The organism is Burkholderia sp. BCC1996 (assembly GCF_905339955.1).
Lineage (GTDB): Bacteria > Pseudomonadota > Gammaproteobacteria > Burkholderiales > Burkholderiaceae > Burkholderia.
Genome location: NZ_CAJPHM010000002.1, coordinates 264,497 through 279,849, shown reverse-complemented (window position 1 = coordinate 279,849; position 15,353 = coordinate 264,497). Strand labels below are relative to the sequence as shown.

The 15,353-nt window shown below is 68.0% G+C and carries 15 protein-coding genes; 11 read left to right on the top strand and 4 right to left on the bottom strand.

Annotation, left to right across the window (positions count from 1 at the left end; all coding sequences use genetic code 11):
• Window positions 1–242 precede the first annotated feature (242 nt).
• From U4Z64_RS03335 to U4Z64_RS03315, 5 genes are all read left to right on the top strand, one after another.
• Entirely contained in the window at window positions 243–1,316 is a 1,074-nt protein-coding gene (locus tag U4Z64_RS03335) for a helix-turn-helix domain-containing protein (protein ID WP_321819233.1), read from the top strand.
• A complete protein-coding gene (locus U4Z64_RS03330) occupies window positions 1,265–2,581 on the top strand; it encodes an Nramp family divalent metal transporter (protein ID WP_044846617.1) in 1,317 nt (438 codons plus the stop codon). The genes U4Z64_RS03335 and U4Z64_RS03330 overlap by 52 nt, the downstream gene beginning before the upstream one ends.
• Before the next feature lie 80 nt (window positions 2,582–2,661).
• On the top strand, window positions 2,662–3,249 hold the full coding sequence (locus U4Z64_RS03325; protein ID WP_044846616.1) for a phosphatase PAP2 family protein: 588 nt from the start codon (window positions 2,662–2,664) through the stop codon (window positions 3,247–3,249).
• 466 nt (window positions 3,250–3,715) lie between these two features.
• Window positions 3,716–4,504: an SDR family oxidoreductase gene (locus tag U4Z64_RS03320; RefSeq protein ID WP_124486474.1), complete on the top strand. Its 789-nt coding sequence runs from the start codon at window positions 3,716–3,718 to the stop codon at window positions 4,502–4,504.
• Window positions 4,505–4,538: 34 nt separating this feature from the next.
• Window positions 4,539–5,555: an NADP-dependent oxidoreductase gene (locus U4Z64_RS03315; protein WP_321819232.1), complete on the top strand. Its 1,017-nt coding sequence runs from the start codon at window positions 4,539–4,541 to the stop codon at window positions 5,553–5,555.
• 258 nt (window positions 5,556–5,813) lie between these two features.
• Here the strand turns inward: U4Z64_RS03315 and U4Z64_RS03310 are convergent, their stop codons facing one another.
• The 4 genes from U4Z64_RS03310 to U4Z64_RS03295 form a co-directional block, all read right to left on the bottom strand.
• A complete protein-coding gene (locus U4Z64_RS03310) occupies window positions 5,814–6,866 on the bottom strand; it encodes an AI-2E family transporter (RefSeq protein ID WP_044846613.1) in 1,053 nt (350 codons plus the stop codon).
• A gap of 231 nt (window positions 6,867–7,097) precedes the next feature.
• Window positions 7,098–7,682 (bottom strand): YSC84-related protein, encoded by a 585-nt coding sequence (locus U4Z64_RS03305; RefSeq protein ID WP_044846612.1) that lies wholly within the window; start codon window positions 7,680–7,682, stop codon window positions 7,098–7,100.
• A gap of 51 nt (window positions 7,683–7,733) precedes the next feature.
• Window positions 7,734–8,120, bottom strand: a complete 387-nt coding sequence (locus U4Z64_RS03300) for a DUF883 family protein (protein ID WP_044846611.1) — start codon at window positions 8,118–8,120, stop codon at window positions 7,734–7,736.
• A 338-nt stretch (window positions 8,121–8,458) separates the two neighbouring features.
• Window positions 8,459–10,333 (bottom strand): ExeM/NucH family extracellular endonuclease, encoded by a 1,875-nt coding sequence (locus tag U4Z64_RS03295; RefSeq protein ID WP_321819231.1) that lies wholly within the window; start codon window positions 10,331–10,333, stop codon window positions 8,459–8,461.
• Between the two features lie 208 nt (window positions 10,334–10,541).
• Between U4Z64_RS03295 and U4Z64_RS03290 the strand changes: the two genes are divergently transcribed.
• The 6 genes from U4Z64_RS03290 to U4Z64_RS03265 all read left to right on the top strand — a co-directional run bounded on the left by U4Z64_RS03290 (window position 10,542) and on the right by U4Z64_RS03265 (window position 15,321).
• The gene (locus U4Z64_RS03290) at window positions 10,542–10,895 is read left to right on the top strand and encodes a YciI family protein (RefSeq protein WP_257770625.1); all 354 of its coding nucleotides are present in this window, start codon (window positions 10,542–10,544) and stop codon (window positions 10,893–10,895) included.
• A 125-nt stretch (window positions 10,896–11,020) separates the two neighbouring features.
• Window positions 11,021–11,440 (top strand): YciI family protein, encoded by a 420-nt coding sequence (locus tag U4Z64_RS03285; protein WP_044846609.1) that lies wholly within the window; start codon window positions 11,021–11,023, stop codon window positions 11,438–11,440.
• A gap of 35 nt (window positions 11,441–11,475) precedes the next feature.
• The gene (locus tag U4Z64_RS03280; RefSeq protein WP_044846608.1) at window positions 11,476–11,892 is read left to right on the top strand and encodes a VOC family protein; all 417 of its coding nucleotides are present in this window, start codon (window positions 11,476–11,478) and stop codon (window positions 11,890–11,892) included.
• A complete protein-coding gene (locus U4Z64_RS03275) occupies window positions 11,889–13,157 on the top strand; it encodes an RNA polymerase sigma factor (RefSeq protein ID WP_321819230.1) in 1,269 nt (422 codons plus the stop codon). Before U4Z64_RS03280 ends, U4Z64_RS03275 begins: the two co-directional genes overlap by 4 nt.
• A 278-nt stretch (window positions 13,158–13,435) precedes the next feature.
• Entirely contained in the window at window positions 13,436–13,858 is a 423-nt protein-coding gene (locus U4Z64_RS03270) for a rubrerythrin family protein (RefSeq protein WP_040140994.1), read from the top strand.
• Window positions 13,859–13,983: 125 nt separating this feature from the next.
• A complete protein-coding gene (locus U4Z64_RS03265; protein WP_124486467.1) occupies window positions 13,984–15,321 on the top strand; it encodes a heterodisulfide reductase-related iron-sulfur binding cluster in 1,338 nt (445 codons plus the stop codon).
• Window positions 15,322–15,353: the final 32 nt, after the last annotated feature.

Genomic DNA, 15,353 nt, shown 5'->3' with positions numbered 1-15,353 from the left:
AATCCGCCATCATGCTGTCCCGGTCGGCCATTTCGTGACAAAGAGACGACCCGTTCGGCTAGTTCGGCTAAGATGCCGTCGCTTCATATTTCGAGATAGCCGTCCCTGTCGCACGTGTTCAAACCAAATATAAGCCTGACAGTTCGACGGCAATTAAAAGAAGTCGAAACAGTCCGGGGGCTTGGCCAGTGGAAGCAGCAGATCAGAGGTGGGTCGTAATCTATTTGAGTACGGGGTTTTCCTTGGCCGAGGCCGCGCGTCTGAGCGAGGCCTTCAACCTGGCGAATCGCCTGAACGCGTTCAATGCGGATTACCAGCTGAAGTACGTATCCGAAAACGGGGGATTGCTGCAGTCGTCGTCCGGTGTGCAGATCGCCGCCGACTCGCTCGGTGACGAGCATGGCCATCGTGCACACGCGTTCTTTCATCTTCATGGTGAGCGCGCGTCGATCAACTGGAACGATGCGTTGCGGCGCCGCCTGAGCGACATCCGCCGCCATGCGCGCTGGATCGTCGATGCGATGGGCCTGTCGACGCTCGCCGCGTCGCAGCGGCAGACGGAAGTCGATCGCGCGCGAACCGATCGCACCCGCGGTGCGGCGGCCACGATCGAACTGCAGGCCGGCGAGGCCGACGTGTTCGCGACCGTGCTCGACATGTTCCGCGCCGATCTCGGCGACAGCGCCGCACAGGAGATCGCCAGCAACCTGATGCAGCCGGTCGAGCAGCGCTATGCGCAGTCGATGTGGGCGTTTCGCGAACTGAGCGCGAGCCCGTCGATCCGGATGTCGGTGCAGCGGCTGCGCGCGCAGAGCGCGAACCGCATTTCGGTTGCGGAAGTCGCGCAGACGGTCGCGATGAGCGAGCGCAATTTCCTGCGGCGCTTCAAGAAGGAAATCGGCGTGACGCCGACCGAGTTCGTGCAGCACGTGCGGCTCGAGCGCGCCTGCCACATGCTGGTCCACACGACGCTACCGGCCGACAAGGTCGCGCGGCGCACGGGCTTCGGCAGCGGCGAGCGTCTGGCCAAGCTGTTTCGCCAGCGCCTGCTGGTGTCGCCGACCGAATTTCGCGTCGCCGAGCGCGAGCGGATCCTGACGAACGGTGCCGCGACGCCGCACCCGCAGGCCGATCGGCAGCCCGCGCCGCGGCTCGCGACTGCCGACGGCGAGCGGGCGAGCCGGGGTGTGCGCGGCGATGCGCGGGAGAAAGCGGGGCGGATGAACGTAAAATCACCGTGTCGCGATCACGATCCCCGGTTTCCATGCCCCTGCTTCCCACTACCGCCACAGCCCCCTTCTGCCCGTCGGAAGTAAAGGGCAGCATCACGATCGACGCCGGCGCGTCGCGCTGGATGAAGCTCAAGCGCTTCTTCGGCCCGGGCCTGCTGGTCGCGATCGGCTATATGGATCCCGGCAACTGGGCCACCGACATCCAGGCCGGCTCGCAATTCGGCTATTCGCTGCTGTGGGTCGTCGCGTTCTCGAGCCTCGCCGCGATCTTCCTGCAGATGCTCGCCGCGCGGCTCGGCCTCGTCGCGGGCAAGGATCTCGCGCAGGCCAGCTACGACCGCTACGGCACCTTCGGCCGCATCGTGCAGTGGGTGACCGCCGAGGTGTCGATCATCGCGTGCGACATCGCCGAAGTGCTCGGCTGCGCGCTCGCGTTCAAGCTGCTGCTCGGCGTGCCGCTCGCGTGGGGGATCGTGCTGACCGCGCTCGATACGGTGATCGTGCTCGGGTTGCAAGGCAAGGGCGTCCGGCAGATCGAGGCGATCGTGCTCGGATTGATCGCGACGATGGCGTTCTGCTTCGTCGCGCAGGTCGCGATCACGCCGCCCGACTGGCATGCGGTCGCGAAGGGGCTCGTGCCGGGCAATCCGGGCCATGACCGCAAGGACGCGATCGTGCTCGCGCTCGGCATCGTCGGCGCGACGATCATGCCGCACAACCTGTATCTGCATTCGTCGGTCGTGCAGACGCGCCATGTCGTCGGCGGCGCGCGCGGCCTGATCCGCGACACGCTCGCGCTGGTGCGCATCGACACCTGCGTGTCGCTGTTCGTCGCGATGCTCGTCAATGCGGCGATCCTGGTCGTCGCGGGCGCGGCGTTCCATGCGACCGGCCAGCACGACGTGACCGACATCGAACAGGCGTACCGGCTGATCACGCCGATCGCGGGCGGCGCGGCCGCGCTGCTGTTCGGCATCGCGCTGCTCGCGTCGGGGCAAAGCTCGACGCTGACCGGCACGATCGCCGGCCAGGTGATCATGGACGGCTTCCTGCATACGAAAATCCCGTGCTACCAGCGCCGGCTGATCACGCGCGGGCTCGCACTGGTGCCCGCGCTGATCGGCGTGCTGTGGCTCGGCGAAAACTCGGTCGGGCAATTGCTCGTCTGGAGCCAGGTGCTGCTGAGCCTGCAGCTGCCGTTCGCGATGTGGCCGCTGATCCGGTCGGTCAGCGATCGCAACACGATGGGCGAGCATGCGATCGGCCGCAGGATGCAGGCCGCCGCCTGGGTACTGTTCGCCGTCATCACCGGCACGAACCTGCTGCTGATCACGGGTGTCGCGGGCTGATACAGCTTGTCACAGGCTGAAACAGGCGCGTGGCACGCCTGCGTTAAACTGCGCCTTTTGCCAGCCGTTCGACGTCCGTCATGTGGAGTGAAATCAGCAACATCGGCGATGCCGCGCTGACCTTGCCGGTCGCGCTGACCTGCGCCGTCTGGCTCGCGCTGTCCAACTGGCGGCTCGCGGTGCGCTGGATCGCGCTGCTCGCGGCCGGCATGAGCCTGGTCGGGGCGACCAAGATTCTCTATGCGGGCTGCGGTGTCGAGATCCCGCAGTTCGATTTCCGCGTGATCAGCGGCCATACGATGCTGTCGACGTCCGTGTGGACCGTCGCGCTGTCGATGCTGTGGCAGGCATTCCGTCCGGGCAAGGAGCCGGGCGTGGCGGCCGGTCTCGTCGTCGGCGCGCTGACGGGCGTCGCGCGCGTGTTCGACCATTCGCACACGGTCCCGGAAGTCGTCGTCGGCTGGCTGCTCGGCGCGCTGGTCGCGCTGGTGTTCCTGCGCGCCTACCGGCGGGCGCACAAGCGCGCGTTCTCGCCGCGCATCGCGGCCGTCTGCCTGCTCCTCGTGTCCGGCATCGCGTACGGGCATCGCGCACCGTTCCAGCAGATGATCGACACGCATTCCCCGCAGTTCTGCGCGTTCATGCGCACGTCCGGCGACGGGTTCTGACGGCTGTTCGTTGCCGCGCATCGGTGCGCCGGTGCCGGATGCGGTCGTCGCCGCGGCGGTGGCCCCCCGAGTCCCGTCCCATTCCTTCTTGGTTATTGTCAAAACCCGTTTCCCGGTCGTTATCGAGCCGACATCGGCGATGATCGGCCGTGCCGTGCCGTGCCGTGCCGTGCCCGTCCGCCCGCCCGCCCGCCCGTCCGTCCCGCCCGTCCCGCCGCCCGCGGATCCGAAGGTCATGAGTCATGTCTATGACCGGGCATTACGAAGATTCATTTCATCGATTGGCGGCAATCGCGTACGCTGGCGTTCGTTCGAGCGGGGCCGGCAGCGGCCGGCCGCCGGATTCGTCCGGCGCGGTGCGGCCGGCTCGCTATACTCGCGCATACCGCGCGGCCGTCGGCCGGCGCACGGCAACCGCCGTCGCGGCACCGGTCCGCCGCGACGACTCACGACAGGAGCAGGTCCCATGACAATCGTTTCCACGCGCCTCGCAGGCAAGTGCGCGTACATCACAGGCGCCGCCGGCGGCCTCGGCCGCGCGATCGCGCGCCGGATGGTCGAGCAGGGCGCGCGCGTGTTCCTGACCGACGTTGCCGACGCGGCGGTGCTCGATGCATTCGCCGACGAACTCAACGCGGGCCACGCGACGCCGGTCGCGTTTGCCGCGACGCAGGACGTCCGCGACGAAGCGCGCTGGCAAGCGCTGCTCGCGCAGGCGGTCGATGCGATGGGCGGGCTGTCGGTGCTCGTCAACAACGCGGGTGTCGGCTCGATCGGCTCGCCCGCGCAGATCGAACTGGACGAATGGCGGCGCGTGATGGCGGTCAACGTCGAGAGCATCGTGCTCGGCTGCAAGCATGCGCTGTCGTATCTGGCCGAGAGCCATCCCGCATCGATCATCAACATCTCGTCGGTGGCCGCGTTCAAGGTCGAGCCGGATTTCACCGCGTACAACGCGTCGAAGGCCGCGGTCGCGTCGCTGACGAAGTCGGTCGCGATCGACTGCGCGCGCCGCGAGCTCGACGTGCGCTGCAACTCGATTCACCCGGCGTTCATTCGCACGGGGATCGTCGAGCCGCTGTTCCAGTCGCTCGGCGAACGCGATGCGACGCGCAAGCTCGCACGCGGCATTCCGCTGCGCCGGCTCGGCGAACCGGACGACGTCGCGCATGCGGCCGTCTATCTGGCATCCGACGAAAGCCGCTTCGTGACGGCCGCCGAACTCGTGATCGACGGCGGCATGTGCGCGGTCTGACGCGCATCGATAAACACAACCGGAGGAGAACATCGTGTCGACACCCGTGAACCGCCAATTGCTGCTGAAGACACGCCCGGAAGGCCGGGTCGGCCGCGAACACTTTTCGTTCGTCGAAACGCCGGTGCCGGCGCTCGCCGACGGCGAAGTGCTCGTGCGCGTGCTGTATCTGTCGATGGATCCGACCAACCGCGTGTGGATGAGCGACGTGCCGCAATACCTGCCGCCCGTCGCGATCGGCGAAGTGATGCGTGCGCTCGGCATCGGGCGCGTGGTCGCGTCGCGCCACGCGGGGTTCGCGCAAGGCGATCTCGTGCAGGGGCTGCTCGGCTGGCAGGACTATGCGCGGGTGCCGGCCGACCAGGCCGCGCAACTCGTGAAGCTGCCCGCGCAGTCGGGCCTGCCGCTGCCGACGCTGCTCGGCGCGTGCGGGATGAGCGGCCTGACCGCGTACTACGGGCTGACCGACATCGCGCCGGTGCAGCCTGGCGAGACGCTCGTCGTGTCAGCGGCGGCCGGGTCGGTCGGCTCGATCGCCGGCCAGATCGGCAAGATCCACGGTGCGCGCGTGGTGGGCATCGCGGGTGGCGCGGACAAGTGCCGCTACCTGACCGAGACGCTCGGCTTCGACGCGGCCGTCGACTACAAGGCCGACGATTTCCGTGAGCAGCTGAAGGCGGCGACGCCGGACGGCGTGCACGTGAACTTCGAGAACGTCGGCGGCGAGGTGATGCGCGCGGTGCTGTCGCGGATGGTGATCGGCGGGCGCGTCGCGCTGTGCGGCGTGATCTCGAACTACAACAGCGGCCGCGCGGCGGACGACGTCGGCGTGCTGATCTCGAAGCGGATCATGATGCGCGGCTTCCTGATCCTCGACTACCGCAAGAGCCGCGAAGCGGTGCAGACGCTCGCGGGATGGCTGCGCGACGGCCGGCTCAAGGCCGAGGAAACCGTCGCCGACGGGCTCGAAAACGCCCCCGACGTGCTGAATCGCCTGTTCGACGGCGATCATCGCGGCAAGCTCGTGCTGCGCGTCGATCCGGACGCATGAGCCGTCGCGCTCGCGCGCATTGAGTCCGAATATTCAGGTATCAGTTTAGGACTTGTCTCATATATTGTTCCGGTCGCTCTCCCTAAAGTAATTGCCGGCAAGCGGCGGCGTGACCTGCGCGTCACGCCGCCGTTTTCATTTGCGCTGCGAGAAGCGGGAAGGGAGGCGGAACATGCAGATGAAGACGAGGCGGGCGGCACCGACGGCGGCGCGCGATCGAACCAAGCGGCGCATCTTCGTCATCCGTGACGCACGGCGTCATTCCCCCTGTTCGGCGCGCGCGTAGATGTCCCAGCTCGCCATGAACAGCGCAGCGACGAGCGGCCCGATCACGAAGCCGTTGATGCCGAACAGCGCCATCCCGCCGAGCGTCGAGATCAGCACGACCCAGTCGGGCATCTTCGTGTCCTTGCCGACGAGGATCGGGCGCAGCAGGTTGTCGACGAGGCCGATCACGCCGACGCAGAACGCGACGAGGATCACGCATTTCCAGATCGCGCCGATCGCGAGGAAGTAGAGCGCGGCGGGCACCCACACGAGGCTCGCGCCGATCGCCGGCAGGAGCGACAGGAACGCCATCAGCGCGCCCCACAGCACGACACCCTCGATCCCGAGGATCCAGAAGATCAGGCCGCCGAGCGCGCCCTGCACGAGCGCGACCGCGATGTTGCCCTTCACGGTTGCGCGCACAACCGTCGTGAACTTCGCGAGCAGCAGGTTCTTGTGCTCTTCGTCGAGCGGCATCGCGCGGCGCACGCGGCGGCCGATCTCGCCGCCGTCGCGCAGCAGGAAGAACACCATGTACAGCATCACGCCGAAGCTGACGACGAACTGGAACGTGTTCTGGCCGATGCTGAGCGCCTGGGTCGCCGCGAACTGGCTGATCTGCGCGGCGCCGTCGGTCAGCTTCTTCTGGATGCCGGGGATGTTGGTCAGCCCGTATTTCTGCAGCAGGTTCTGGATCGACGTCGGCAGCGCGTGAATGATGTCATGGAAGTACTGCGAATAATTCGGCTGCGCGCTCTTCAGTTCCTGGTACACGTACGCGATTTCCTGCACGAGCGTCGCCATGACGAACACGAGCGGCAGGATCACGATCAGGATGATCAGCGACATCGTCACGAGCGCGGCCAGGTTGCGCCGCTTGCCGAAGCGCGCGGCGAGCCAGCGCTGCACCGGCTGGAACAGGATCGCGAGAATGGTGCCCCAGAAGACGGCGCCGGAGAACGGCGCGAGTATCCAGCACAGTCCGACGGTGACCGCGAACAGCAGGAAATAGAAGAATTTTTGGTGATCGTGTCCGCTATCCATGGATGGTTCGCGCAGATTGATGCCTGGTTTGATTGAATTTCGTTGCCTCGGGCGCGATCGGCTCGCGAACGTCACGGATGTCGCGGCGCAGCGCGGCAGGGCGGCCTGATCGGCAGTATGCCCGCAAAGGTGCCGCCATCATACCCGCCGCGCGCGGCGCACGAGAAAACGCCGCGGCCGGGGCCGCGGCGTTGCCGGGAAGCGAACCGGCCCGGGGGCCGTGCCGCATCGTCAGATGTGGAGCCGGGTGACCTTGGTGCCGCTGACCGACAGATCGCCCATCAGGCCCGCGTTGGTCAGCACCAGCACCTCGACCGGTGCGGTGGCCGTGTTGGAGTCGATCGCGCCGTTCGCGCCCATCTTCACGACCGCGACGGAGGCGTCGGCGCCGGCCGACCAGCCTTCGGACTTGCGGAACGAGTCGAGCGCATCCTGCGTCATGAACAGGAACACGATCGCCTTCGATTGCGCACCGGCCTGCAGGCCGACCGACAGCGACGACGTGTTGTAGTAGCCGACGGTGCTGCCGCCGACGCGCAGCGCGCCGTTGCCGGACTGGCCGCCGACGATGAGGCCGGCCTGCAGCACGTTCGGGAACACGAGCACGCCGCGCGATTTCGCGACGAGTTCACGCGAGCCCGGCACCGTCGAATAGAGGCGCGAGATCGTCGCGTTCACGCTCGCGTCGATCGACTCGCGTTTCGACGCGCTGGCCGATGCGTTGTCGGGTTTGTTGGGGGTGGTGGTGCAGCCGGCAAGTGCGAGACTGCCGAGCATGACGGCGGCGGCGGCTTTCAGGACGAGGGACTTCTGCATGGCGTTTCTCCTTCGTTGTCGGGGTGAGGAAGGACGGGGTGGTCGCCCCGTTCAACGGCGGGAAAGGAGCAGGCCGGCGACGAACGCGAGGCCCGCGACGACACCTGCGGTCTGCCATGGATTGTCGTGCACGGCTTGCGATACGCGTTCGGCCGAATCGCGCAGCCGCGCGACCGCGGTGCCCGACGCGTAGTCGAGCGTGCTGCGCGCTTCGTCGAGCCGTGCCTGCACGCGCTTGCGCAGCGCGGCGATATCGCCGTCGCCGTCGTTCTTCAGCAGGTCTTCCAGTTCATCGACCAGCCCGCGCAGATCGTCGGACACGTCCGCATGCAGGTCGCGAGCCGCCGAGCGCGTCGTGCGTCCCACGCGCCGGCCGGTGCGACGGATGTCGGACAGGCCGCGGTCCAGCTTGTGTTCGATCGAGTCGGTGAGCGCCATGGTGTTTATCCTCCTTCGATTTGATTTGCAGGCTAATTTGAAGATAAGACGAATCCCAGCAACCAATGTGATTCACATCAGCCAATTGAGTTTCGAGACAAATTTTCAATTCGCCGGCAAATTTCCCGGAAAGCCCCGCGCAATGGGACGGAGCGGCGGTTGAAAAAATTTCGCGCTTCGGGGCGAAGCGACCAGCAAGCCGTTGGCGCGACGTGAAAGTCCGGTAAATATGGCGTCGCCCGATGCGCCAGGTAAATAGTGCCGTTGCACGCATCATGCTGATGCAATTGCACTATTCGCCCGTCTCTCGGTGGAGCAGGGTTTGTGCCCGCGGTGGCTCAGGTGGCGCCTTCGTCCGGCGCGAGGTCGATGACGACGGGGTCGTGATCCGACGAGCGATAGGCATCGGGTGCGTAATAGGCCGCCCGTTGTGCCGTGGTTTTGTAATCGGGCACGGATTGCAGCGCGACCGGTTCGTCGGCATTGATGTGCCACGCGTGCACGGCCTTCACGCGCGCGGCGAGCGGCGACGTGGCGACTGCGTGGTCGAGGTTGCCCGCTTCGCCGCGGAATACGTAGCTGTAGCCGGCGTTGCCGGCGAAGCGGGCGACGAGGTTCGTGTAGCCGCGCGATTCGAGCGCGCGCAGCGGGTCTTCCTTCGCGTAGCTGTTCAGGTCGCCGATCAGCAGCACGCCGTCGGCCGGGGCGCCGGTCGGCGACGTGGCGAGCCACGCGGCGATGCGTTCGGCCGCACGCGTGCGCGTCGCGTTCCAGCAGCCCTGACCGTCCGACTGGTCGAGATCCGGGCCGCTCGCCCGTGGGCAGTTCTTCGATTTCAGGTGATTGACCGCGACCGTGAATGCGCGGGTGCCGCCGATGCGCCGGAACGTCTGCGCGAGCGGCGGGCGATTGCCGCCGTCGAGCGCGACGGTCGCGGTGCGCCCGACGGGTTCGATCGTCCGGCTGTCGTACAGCAGCGCGACCGCGATCGCATCGCGGCCGAGTCGCGCCGTGCCGGGGTCGACCGCGCGCCAGCCGTCGCCGAGCCGCGCCGCGAGACGCTGCACGGCGCTCGCGGGGCCGTGGCCGTTGTTCGCGATTTCCATCAGGCCGATCACGTCGGCGCGCAGTGCGCGCAGTGCGGCGACGATCTTCGCTTCCTGGCGGGCGAAGACGGCGGGCGTCTTCGCGCCGCGATTCGCCGGATCGTCGAAGCCGCCGCCGCTTCCGTCGCCGTTGAAATAGTTGAAGACGTTGAACGACGCGACCCGCACGTCGGCCTGCGGATGCCGCGGCGGGGCATCGGTCCGCGGATTCGATGCGGCGTCGAAGACCGGCGCCGACGCCGGCACGGGCTGCACTCGCCACGTGCCGTAGCGCTGCTCGAGCACACCTTCGACGCCGCGCACCGTGTAGCCCGCGCGCAGCGTGTTGGCGGCGCCCAGCGCAGGCGGCGGATAGCGGGCGGTCGCGGGGTTCACGCGGCTCGAACCGTCGTCGAGCACGATGCGGTTGCGGGCATTGGCCGCCGCCTGCGCGGCGGCGTCGGCCGGCGGCACCACGTGCGTCGGCATGTAGAGGCGACCGTGGCTGAGCACGATGCTGCCGTAGCGGCCGAGGTCGTAGGTATCGCTGACGGTCAGCGTTTGCGGAAAGCGCACGCGCATGCCTTCATGCGCGGCGAATACGGACTCGCTGTCGACCGGCAGCACGAGCGCGGCCGGCGTGACGGCCTGCCCGCGCGCGCAGACGGCCACGCGGCCCGACAGAGCCAGTTGCGTGCGGCCGTACTTCTGCTCGATCCTGCCGGTGACGTGCACGCGTTCGCCCGGGCGGACACGCGCGTGCGGCGCGTAGACGAACAGGCCTTCCGGGACGCCCGGCCGGTGGCGCCGCTGCGCATCCGCCTGCTGGACGAAGAATCCGCCGAAGCCGTCGGCGCCGCCGAATGCCGCGGTGACGATCGCTTCGATCGACGCGGTGCGCCCGGCCAGCGGCGACCGGCCGCCGGAATGCCGGAGGTCGGCGATCGCCGTCGTGGGGCCGCCGCAGCCCGCGCTGACCGGAGGCGCGGTGGCGGCGGCGGTGGCGGCCGGCGCTGAAAGGGCAAATGCGGCAAATGCGGCAAACGAGGCAAACGAGGCAAACGAGGCAAGCGGGGCGAGCGGGGCGAGCGACGCGGCGAGCGCGAGCGGCGGCGGCAGGCGTGACATGGAGTGCTCCACAGGAAGAAAATTCGAAGGTTCGGGCAAGCGTCTTGACGGCAAAATCGCGTGCTGCGTTCGAATTGGCCATCAGGCCAGTGTCGAACGGCCAACGATGACGGCCGGCCCGCCCGCGGCTGTTACGCTTCGCATCTGACGTGTCATTCCGGCCTGCGATCCGAACGCCTCTTGCGCACGGCCCCCACTGGAGAGTTCCATGTCCTACATGCTGTTGATTGTCGAACCGACCGGCCAGCGCGCCGAACGCACGCTCGAGGAGGGGCAGGCGCTGTACGCGCGGATGGTCGATTTCGCGCAGACGCTGAAGGCGCGCGGCGTGCTGCGCGGCGTCGAGTCGCTCGAGCGCTCGGAGCGCGCGACGCGTGTGCAGGTGCGCGACGGCGAGACGCGCCTCGTCGACGGCCCGTTCGCCGAGGCGAAGGAAATGGTCGGCGGGTTCTTCATCGTCGACGTCGACACGCGCGACGAAGCGATCGCGATCGCGCGCCAGTGCCCGGCCGCACAATGGTGCACGGTCGAAGTGCGCGCGGTCGGCCCGTGCTTCCTGTGACGGCCACGGCTCGGTGTTAACCCGGATTCGTCGCGCCGTACGTCGATCCGGCAGTCTGCCGCCCGTCGTAGGGATAAGGCGCCGATGAACGGACGCCCCTTTCCACCGATGACAAGGAGTGAACGATGCGATTCATGATCATGATCCGGGCGAACGCCGTCAGCGAATCCGACGCATTGCCGGACAACCGGCTGGTCGAGGCGATGACGGTCTATCACGAGGAGCTGGCCAAGGCCGGCGTGCTGCTTGATGCAAACGGCCTGCGGCCGAGCGCGCGCGGCTGGCGCGTGCGCTACTCAGGCGGCAAGGGCACGGTGGTCGACGGCCCGTTCGCGGAGACGAAGGAACTGATTGCCGGCTATACGCTGATCCAGGTGCGCTCGCGCGACGAGGCGCTCGAATGGACGCGCCGGTTTCCCGCGCCGTTCGGTGCGGAGATGGACTGCGAGATCGAGGTGCGGCCGCTGTTCGAACTCGACGACCTGACGCCCAGCGAGGCGGTCGAGCGGTTCCGCGAACTCAATGTCGGGCACGGCCACGCCTGACTTCACCCGAAGCCAATCCTACCGGAGCACCCGTCATGCACAAGATGGTTTTCATCAACCTGCCCGTGGCCGACCTGCCGCGCTCGAAGACGTTCTACCAGGCACTCGGTTTCGAAGTCGTACCGGCCTATACCAACGATCAGGCTGCCTGCATCAAGATCAGCGACACGATTTTCGCGATGCTGCTCGTGCGGCCGTTTTTCCAGACCTTCACCGGCAAGACCATCGTCGATCCGGCGACGCAGGTGCAGGCGCTGTCGTGCCTGTCGTGCGACAGCCGCGCCGAGGTCGACGCGATCGTCGCGAAGGCGCTCGCGGCCGGCGGGTCCGCGCCGCAAGCGCCGCGCGAGTATCCGAACATGTACGGCCACGGGTTCGACGATCCGGACGGCCACGCATGGGAGCTGATGGCCATGCCGCTCGATGCGTCCGCCCAGGGGCAAGCGTCGTGACGCGTGAGGCGACTCACCGTGCGATCGAAGCGGTCTGGCGGATCGAGGCGCCCAAGATCATCGCGCGCGCCGCGCGCGTGGTGCGCGACGTCGGCGTGGCCGAGGAACTGGCGCAGGACACGCTCGTCGCGGCGCTCGAGCACTGGCCCGTCGACGGCGTGCCCGACAATCCGGCCGCGTGGCTGATGACGGCCGTGAAGCGGCGCGCGCTCGACCGGGTGCGGCAGGAGTCGCTGCATGCGGCGAAGCGCGACCAGCTCGGCCATGAAATGGACGCGCTCGAGGCGCACGTCGTCCCCGACATCGCGGAGGCGCTCGCCGACGCGCGCGACGACGATATCGGCGACGACCTGCTGCGGCTGATCTTCACGTCGTGCCATCCGGTGCTGTCGACCGATGCGCGCGTCGCGCTGACGTTGCGGCTGCTCGGCGGGCTGACCACGAGCGAGATCGCGCGTGCGTTCCTGTCGCCCGAGCCGACAATCGCGCAGCGCATCGTGCGCGCGAAGCGCACGCTCGCGGCGGCGCGCGTGCCGTTCGAGGTGCCGGCCGCCGACGCGCGGCCCGCGCGGCTCGCGTCGGTGCTCGAAGTGATCTATCTCGTGTTCAACGAAGGCCATGCGGCGACCGCGGGCGACGACTGGATGCGCCCGGCGCTGTGCGACGAGGCGCTGCGTCTCGGCCGCGTGCTCGCCGGGCTCGTGCCGGACGAAAGCGAAGTGCTCGGGCTCGTCGCGCTGATGGAACTGCAGGCGTCGCGCATGCATGCGCGGACCGATGCGCAGGGGCGGCCCGTGCTGCTGCTCGACCAGGACCGCAGCCGCTGGGATCCGCTGCTGATCCGGCGCGGCCTCGCGGCGCTCGAGCGGGCGACGAAGCTCGGCGGCGTGCGCGGCCCGTATGCGCTGCAGGCCGCGCTGGCGGCGTGCCATGCACGCGCGCGGCACGCGTCGGACACGGACTGGGCGCAGATCGTCGCGCTGTACGACGCGCTCGCCGAAGTCGCGCCGTCGCCGGTCGTCGAGCTGAACCGTGCGGTGGCGGTGGGGATGGCGTTCGGGCCGGCCGCGGCGCTGGAAATCGTCGACGTGCTGCGCGACGATCCGGCGCTCGCGCGCTATCACTGGTTGCCGAGCGTGCGCGGCGACCTGCTCGCGAAGCTCGGCCGCGCCGACGAGGCGAAGGTCGAGTTCCGCCGCGCGGCGGAATTGACCCGCAACGAGCGCGAAAGGGAATTGCTGTTGAAGCGAGCGACGGATGCGTGACGCAGACGGGCGACGCCGGTGTGCATACACCGCGCGTCGCATCGAACGCCAAACGCCATACGCCGAAGGAAACGCCCCCCAGCCAGCGCCCCGCCTCCACCCGTCCCTCATTCCCGCTCCCCGCTATCGGACGGATTGAAAAAGCCTATTGGGGGATGCGAACGCCAGCGCCTAGATTAAAAGGCACGAAGCGTGCGTGTCCGGCGTACGCATCGTTCCCCATATCCATCATCGGCCCGGCTTCGCACGCGGCCGCGCCGACTCGAACGGAGGCGCACATGGCTCAACTCAAGGGCAGCAAGACCGAAGAGAATCTGAAGGCCGCATTCGCGGGCGAATCGCAAGCGAACCGGCGTTATCTGTATTTCGCTTCGAAGGCCGACGTCGAAGGCCAGAACGACGTCGCCGCGCTGTTCCGCTCGACTGCCGAAGGCGAAACGGGCCATGCGCACGGTCACCTCGAATACCTCGAAGCAGTCGGCGATCCGGCGACGGGTCTGCCGTTCGGCTCGTCGCGGCTGAACCTCGAATCGGCGATTGCCGGCGAGACGCACGAGTACACCGACATGTATCCGGGCATGGCGAAGACGGCGCGCGAAGAAGGCTTCGACGAAATCGCGAACTGGTTCGAGACGCTCGCGAAGGCCGAACGCAGCCACGCGAACCGCTATACGAAAGCGCTGGACGCACTCGTCGACTGACGCGGGCGTCGCCCCGAGGCCGCACGGCCCGGCCGGGCAGGTCCCGCGGCCGGCCGTGCGTTGATCGCCGCCCGCGCCGCGCGGGCGGCGCGTTCGCGCGCATGCGCGCCACGCTGGAGCGCCTCATGCCCCACAAGGAAGGCAGTCTCGAAGCCCCGACCCGGCATCCGCTCGACTGGCAGTCCGAAGCGTTCTACGACCAGGCCGCGATCGATGCGGAAATGACGCGCGTGTTCGACATCTGCGCCGGTTGCCGGCGCTGCGTGTCGCTGTGCGGCGCGTTTCCCGCGCTGTTCGATCTCGTCGACGACACGCCGACGGGCGACATCGAGGAAGTGCCGAAGGACGCGTTCGGCAAGGTCGTCGACCAGTGCTACCTGTGCGACCTCTGCTACATGACGAAATGCCCGTACGTGCCGCCGCATGCATGGAACGTCGACTTCCCGCACCTGATGCTGCGCGGCAAGGCCGCGCGCTACAAGCGCGGCGAGGCGCCGCTGCGCGACAAGGTGCTGTCGAACACCGACGCGCTCGGCCATTTCGCGGGCATTCCGATCGTCACGCAGACGGTGAACGCGGTCAATCGCACGCCGCCCGCGCGCCACGCGCTCGAAGCGGCGCTCGGCGTCGATCGCAACGCATGGCTGCCGGAGTTCGCGCCGCGCAAGTTCCGGCGCGCGGCGAAGCGCTCGGACGGCCCGCCGGTTCGCGACGGCGAACGCACGCCCGGCAAGGTCGCGATCTACGCGACGTGCTACGTGAACTTCAACGAGCCGGGCATCGGCCACGACCTGCTCGCGATCCTCGCGCACAACGAGATCCCGTACGAGCTCGTCACGCGCGAAGCGTGCTGCGGGATGCCGCTGCTCGAGCAGGGCAATCTCGCGGGCGTCGCCGCGAAGAAGGCCGTGAACATGCCGGTGCTGGAGCGCTATGCGCGCGAAGGCTATGCGCTGATCGGCGCGATCCCGAGCTGCGTGCTGATGTACAAGAGCGAACTGCCGCTGATGTTCCCCGGCGACGAAGCCGTGCGCGCGGTGGCCGATGCATTCTGGGATCCGTTCGAGTACGTGATCGCGCGGCATCGCGACGGTTTGCTGAAGACCGATTTCAAGCAGGGCCTCGGCACCGTGTCGTATCACGTGCCGTGCCACGCGCGCGTGCAGAACATCGGCCGCAAGACGGCCGACACGCTGTCGCTCGTGCCGGATACGCGCGTGAACGTCGTCGAGCGCTGTTCCGGGCACGCGGGCACGTTCGGCGTGAAGAAGGCCTTCCATGCGGACGCGATGCGGATCGGCGCGCCGGTGTTCAAGGCGATGGCCGAGCCGAAGCCGGATTTCGTGTCGTCGGACTGCGCGCTCGCCGGCCATCACATCGTGCAGGGCATTGACGAGAAAGGGTTGCCGGCCGCGCCGCTCGCGCATCCGCTGACGCTGCTGCGCCGCGCGTACGGCATCTGAACCGGCCGCTTCACGACGACATCGACGCTATC

Excerpts from the sequence above, each read along its gene's own strand:
- U4Z64_RS03330 (WP_044846617.1), top strand. The coding sequence starts at position 1,265 with ATGCCCCTGCTTCCCACTACCGCCACAGCCCCCTTCTGCCCGTCGGAA.
- U4Z64_RS03325 (WP_044846616.1), top strand. The coding sequence starts at position 2,662 with ATGTGGAGTGAAATCAGCAACATCGGCGATGCCGCGCTGACCTTGCCG.
- U4Z64_RS03320 (WP_124486474.1), top strand. The coding sequence starts at position 3,716 with ATGACAATCGTTTCCACGCGCCTCGCAGGCAAGTGCGCGTACATCACA.
- U4Z64_RS03310 (WP_044846613.1), bottom strand. The coding sequence starts at position 6,866 with ATGGATAGCGGACACGATCACCAAAAATTCTTCTATTTCCTGCTGTTC.
- U4Z64_RS03305 (WP_044846612.1), bottom strand. The coding sequence starts at position 7,682 with ATGCAGAAGTCCCTCGTCCTGAAAGCCGCCGCCGCCGTCATGCTCGGC.
- U4Z64_RS03300 (WP_044846611.1), bottom strand. The coding sequence starts at position 8,120 with ATGGCGCTCACCGACTCGATCGAACACAAGCTGGACCGCGGCCTGTCC.
- U4Z64_RS03295 (WP_321819231.1), bottom strand. The coding sequence starts at position 10,333 with ATGTCACGCCTGCCGCCGCCGCTCGCGCTCGCCGCGTCGCTCGCCCCG.
- U4Z64_RS03290 (WP_257770625.1), top strand. The coding sequence starts at position 10,542 with ATGTCCTACATGCTGTTGATTGTCGAACCGACCGGCCAGCGCGCCGAA.
- U4Z64_RS03285 (WP_044846609.1), top strand. The coding sequence starts at position 11,021 with ATGCGATTCATGATCATGATCCGGGCGAACGCCGTCAGCGAATCCGAC.
- U4Z64_RS03280 (WP_044846608.1), top strand. The coding sequence starts at position 11,476 with ATGCACAAGATGGTTTTCATCAACCTGCCCGTGGCCGACCTGCCGCGC.
- U4Z64_RS03270 (WP_040140994.1), top strand. The coding sequence starts at position 13,436 with ATGGCTCAACTCAAGGGCAGCAAGACCGAAGAGAATCTGAAGGCCGCA.
- U4Z64_RS03265 (WP_124486467.1), top strand. The coding sequence starts at position 13,984 with ATGCCCCACAAGGAAGGCAGTCTCGAAGCCCCGACCCGGCATCCGCTC.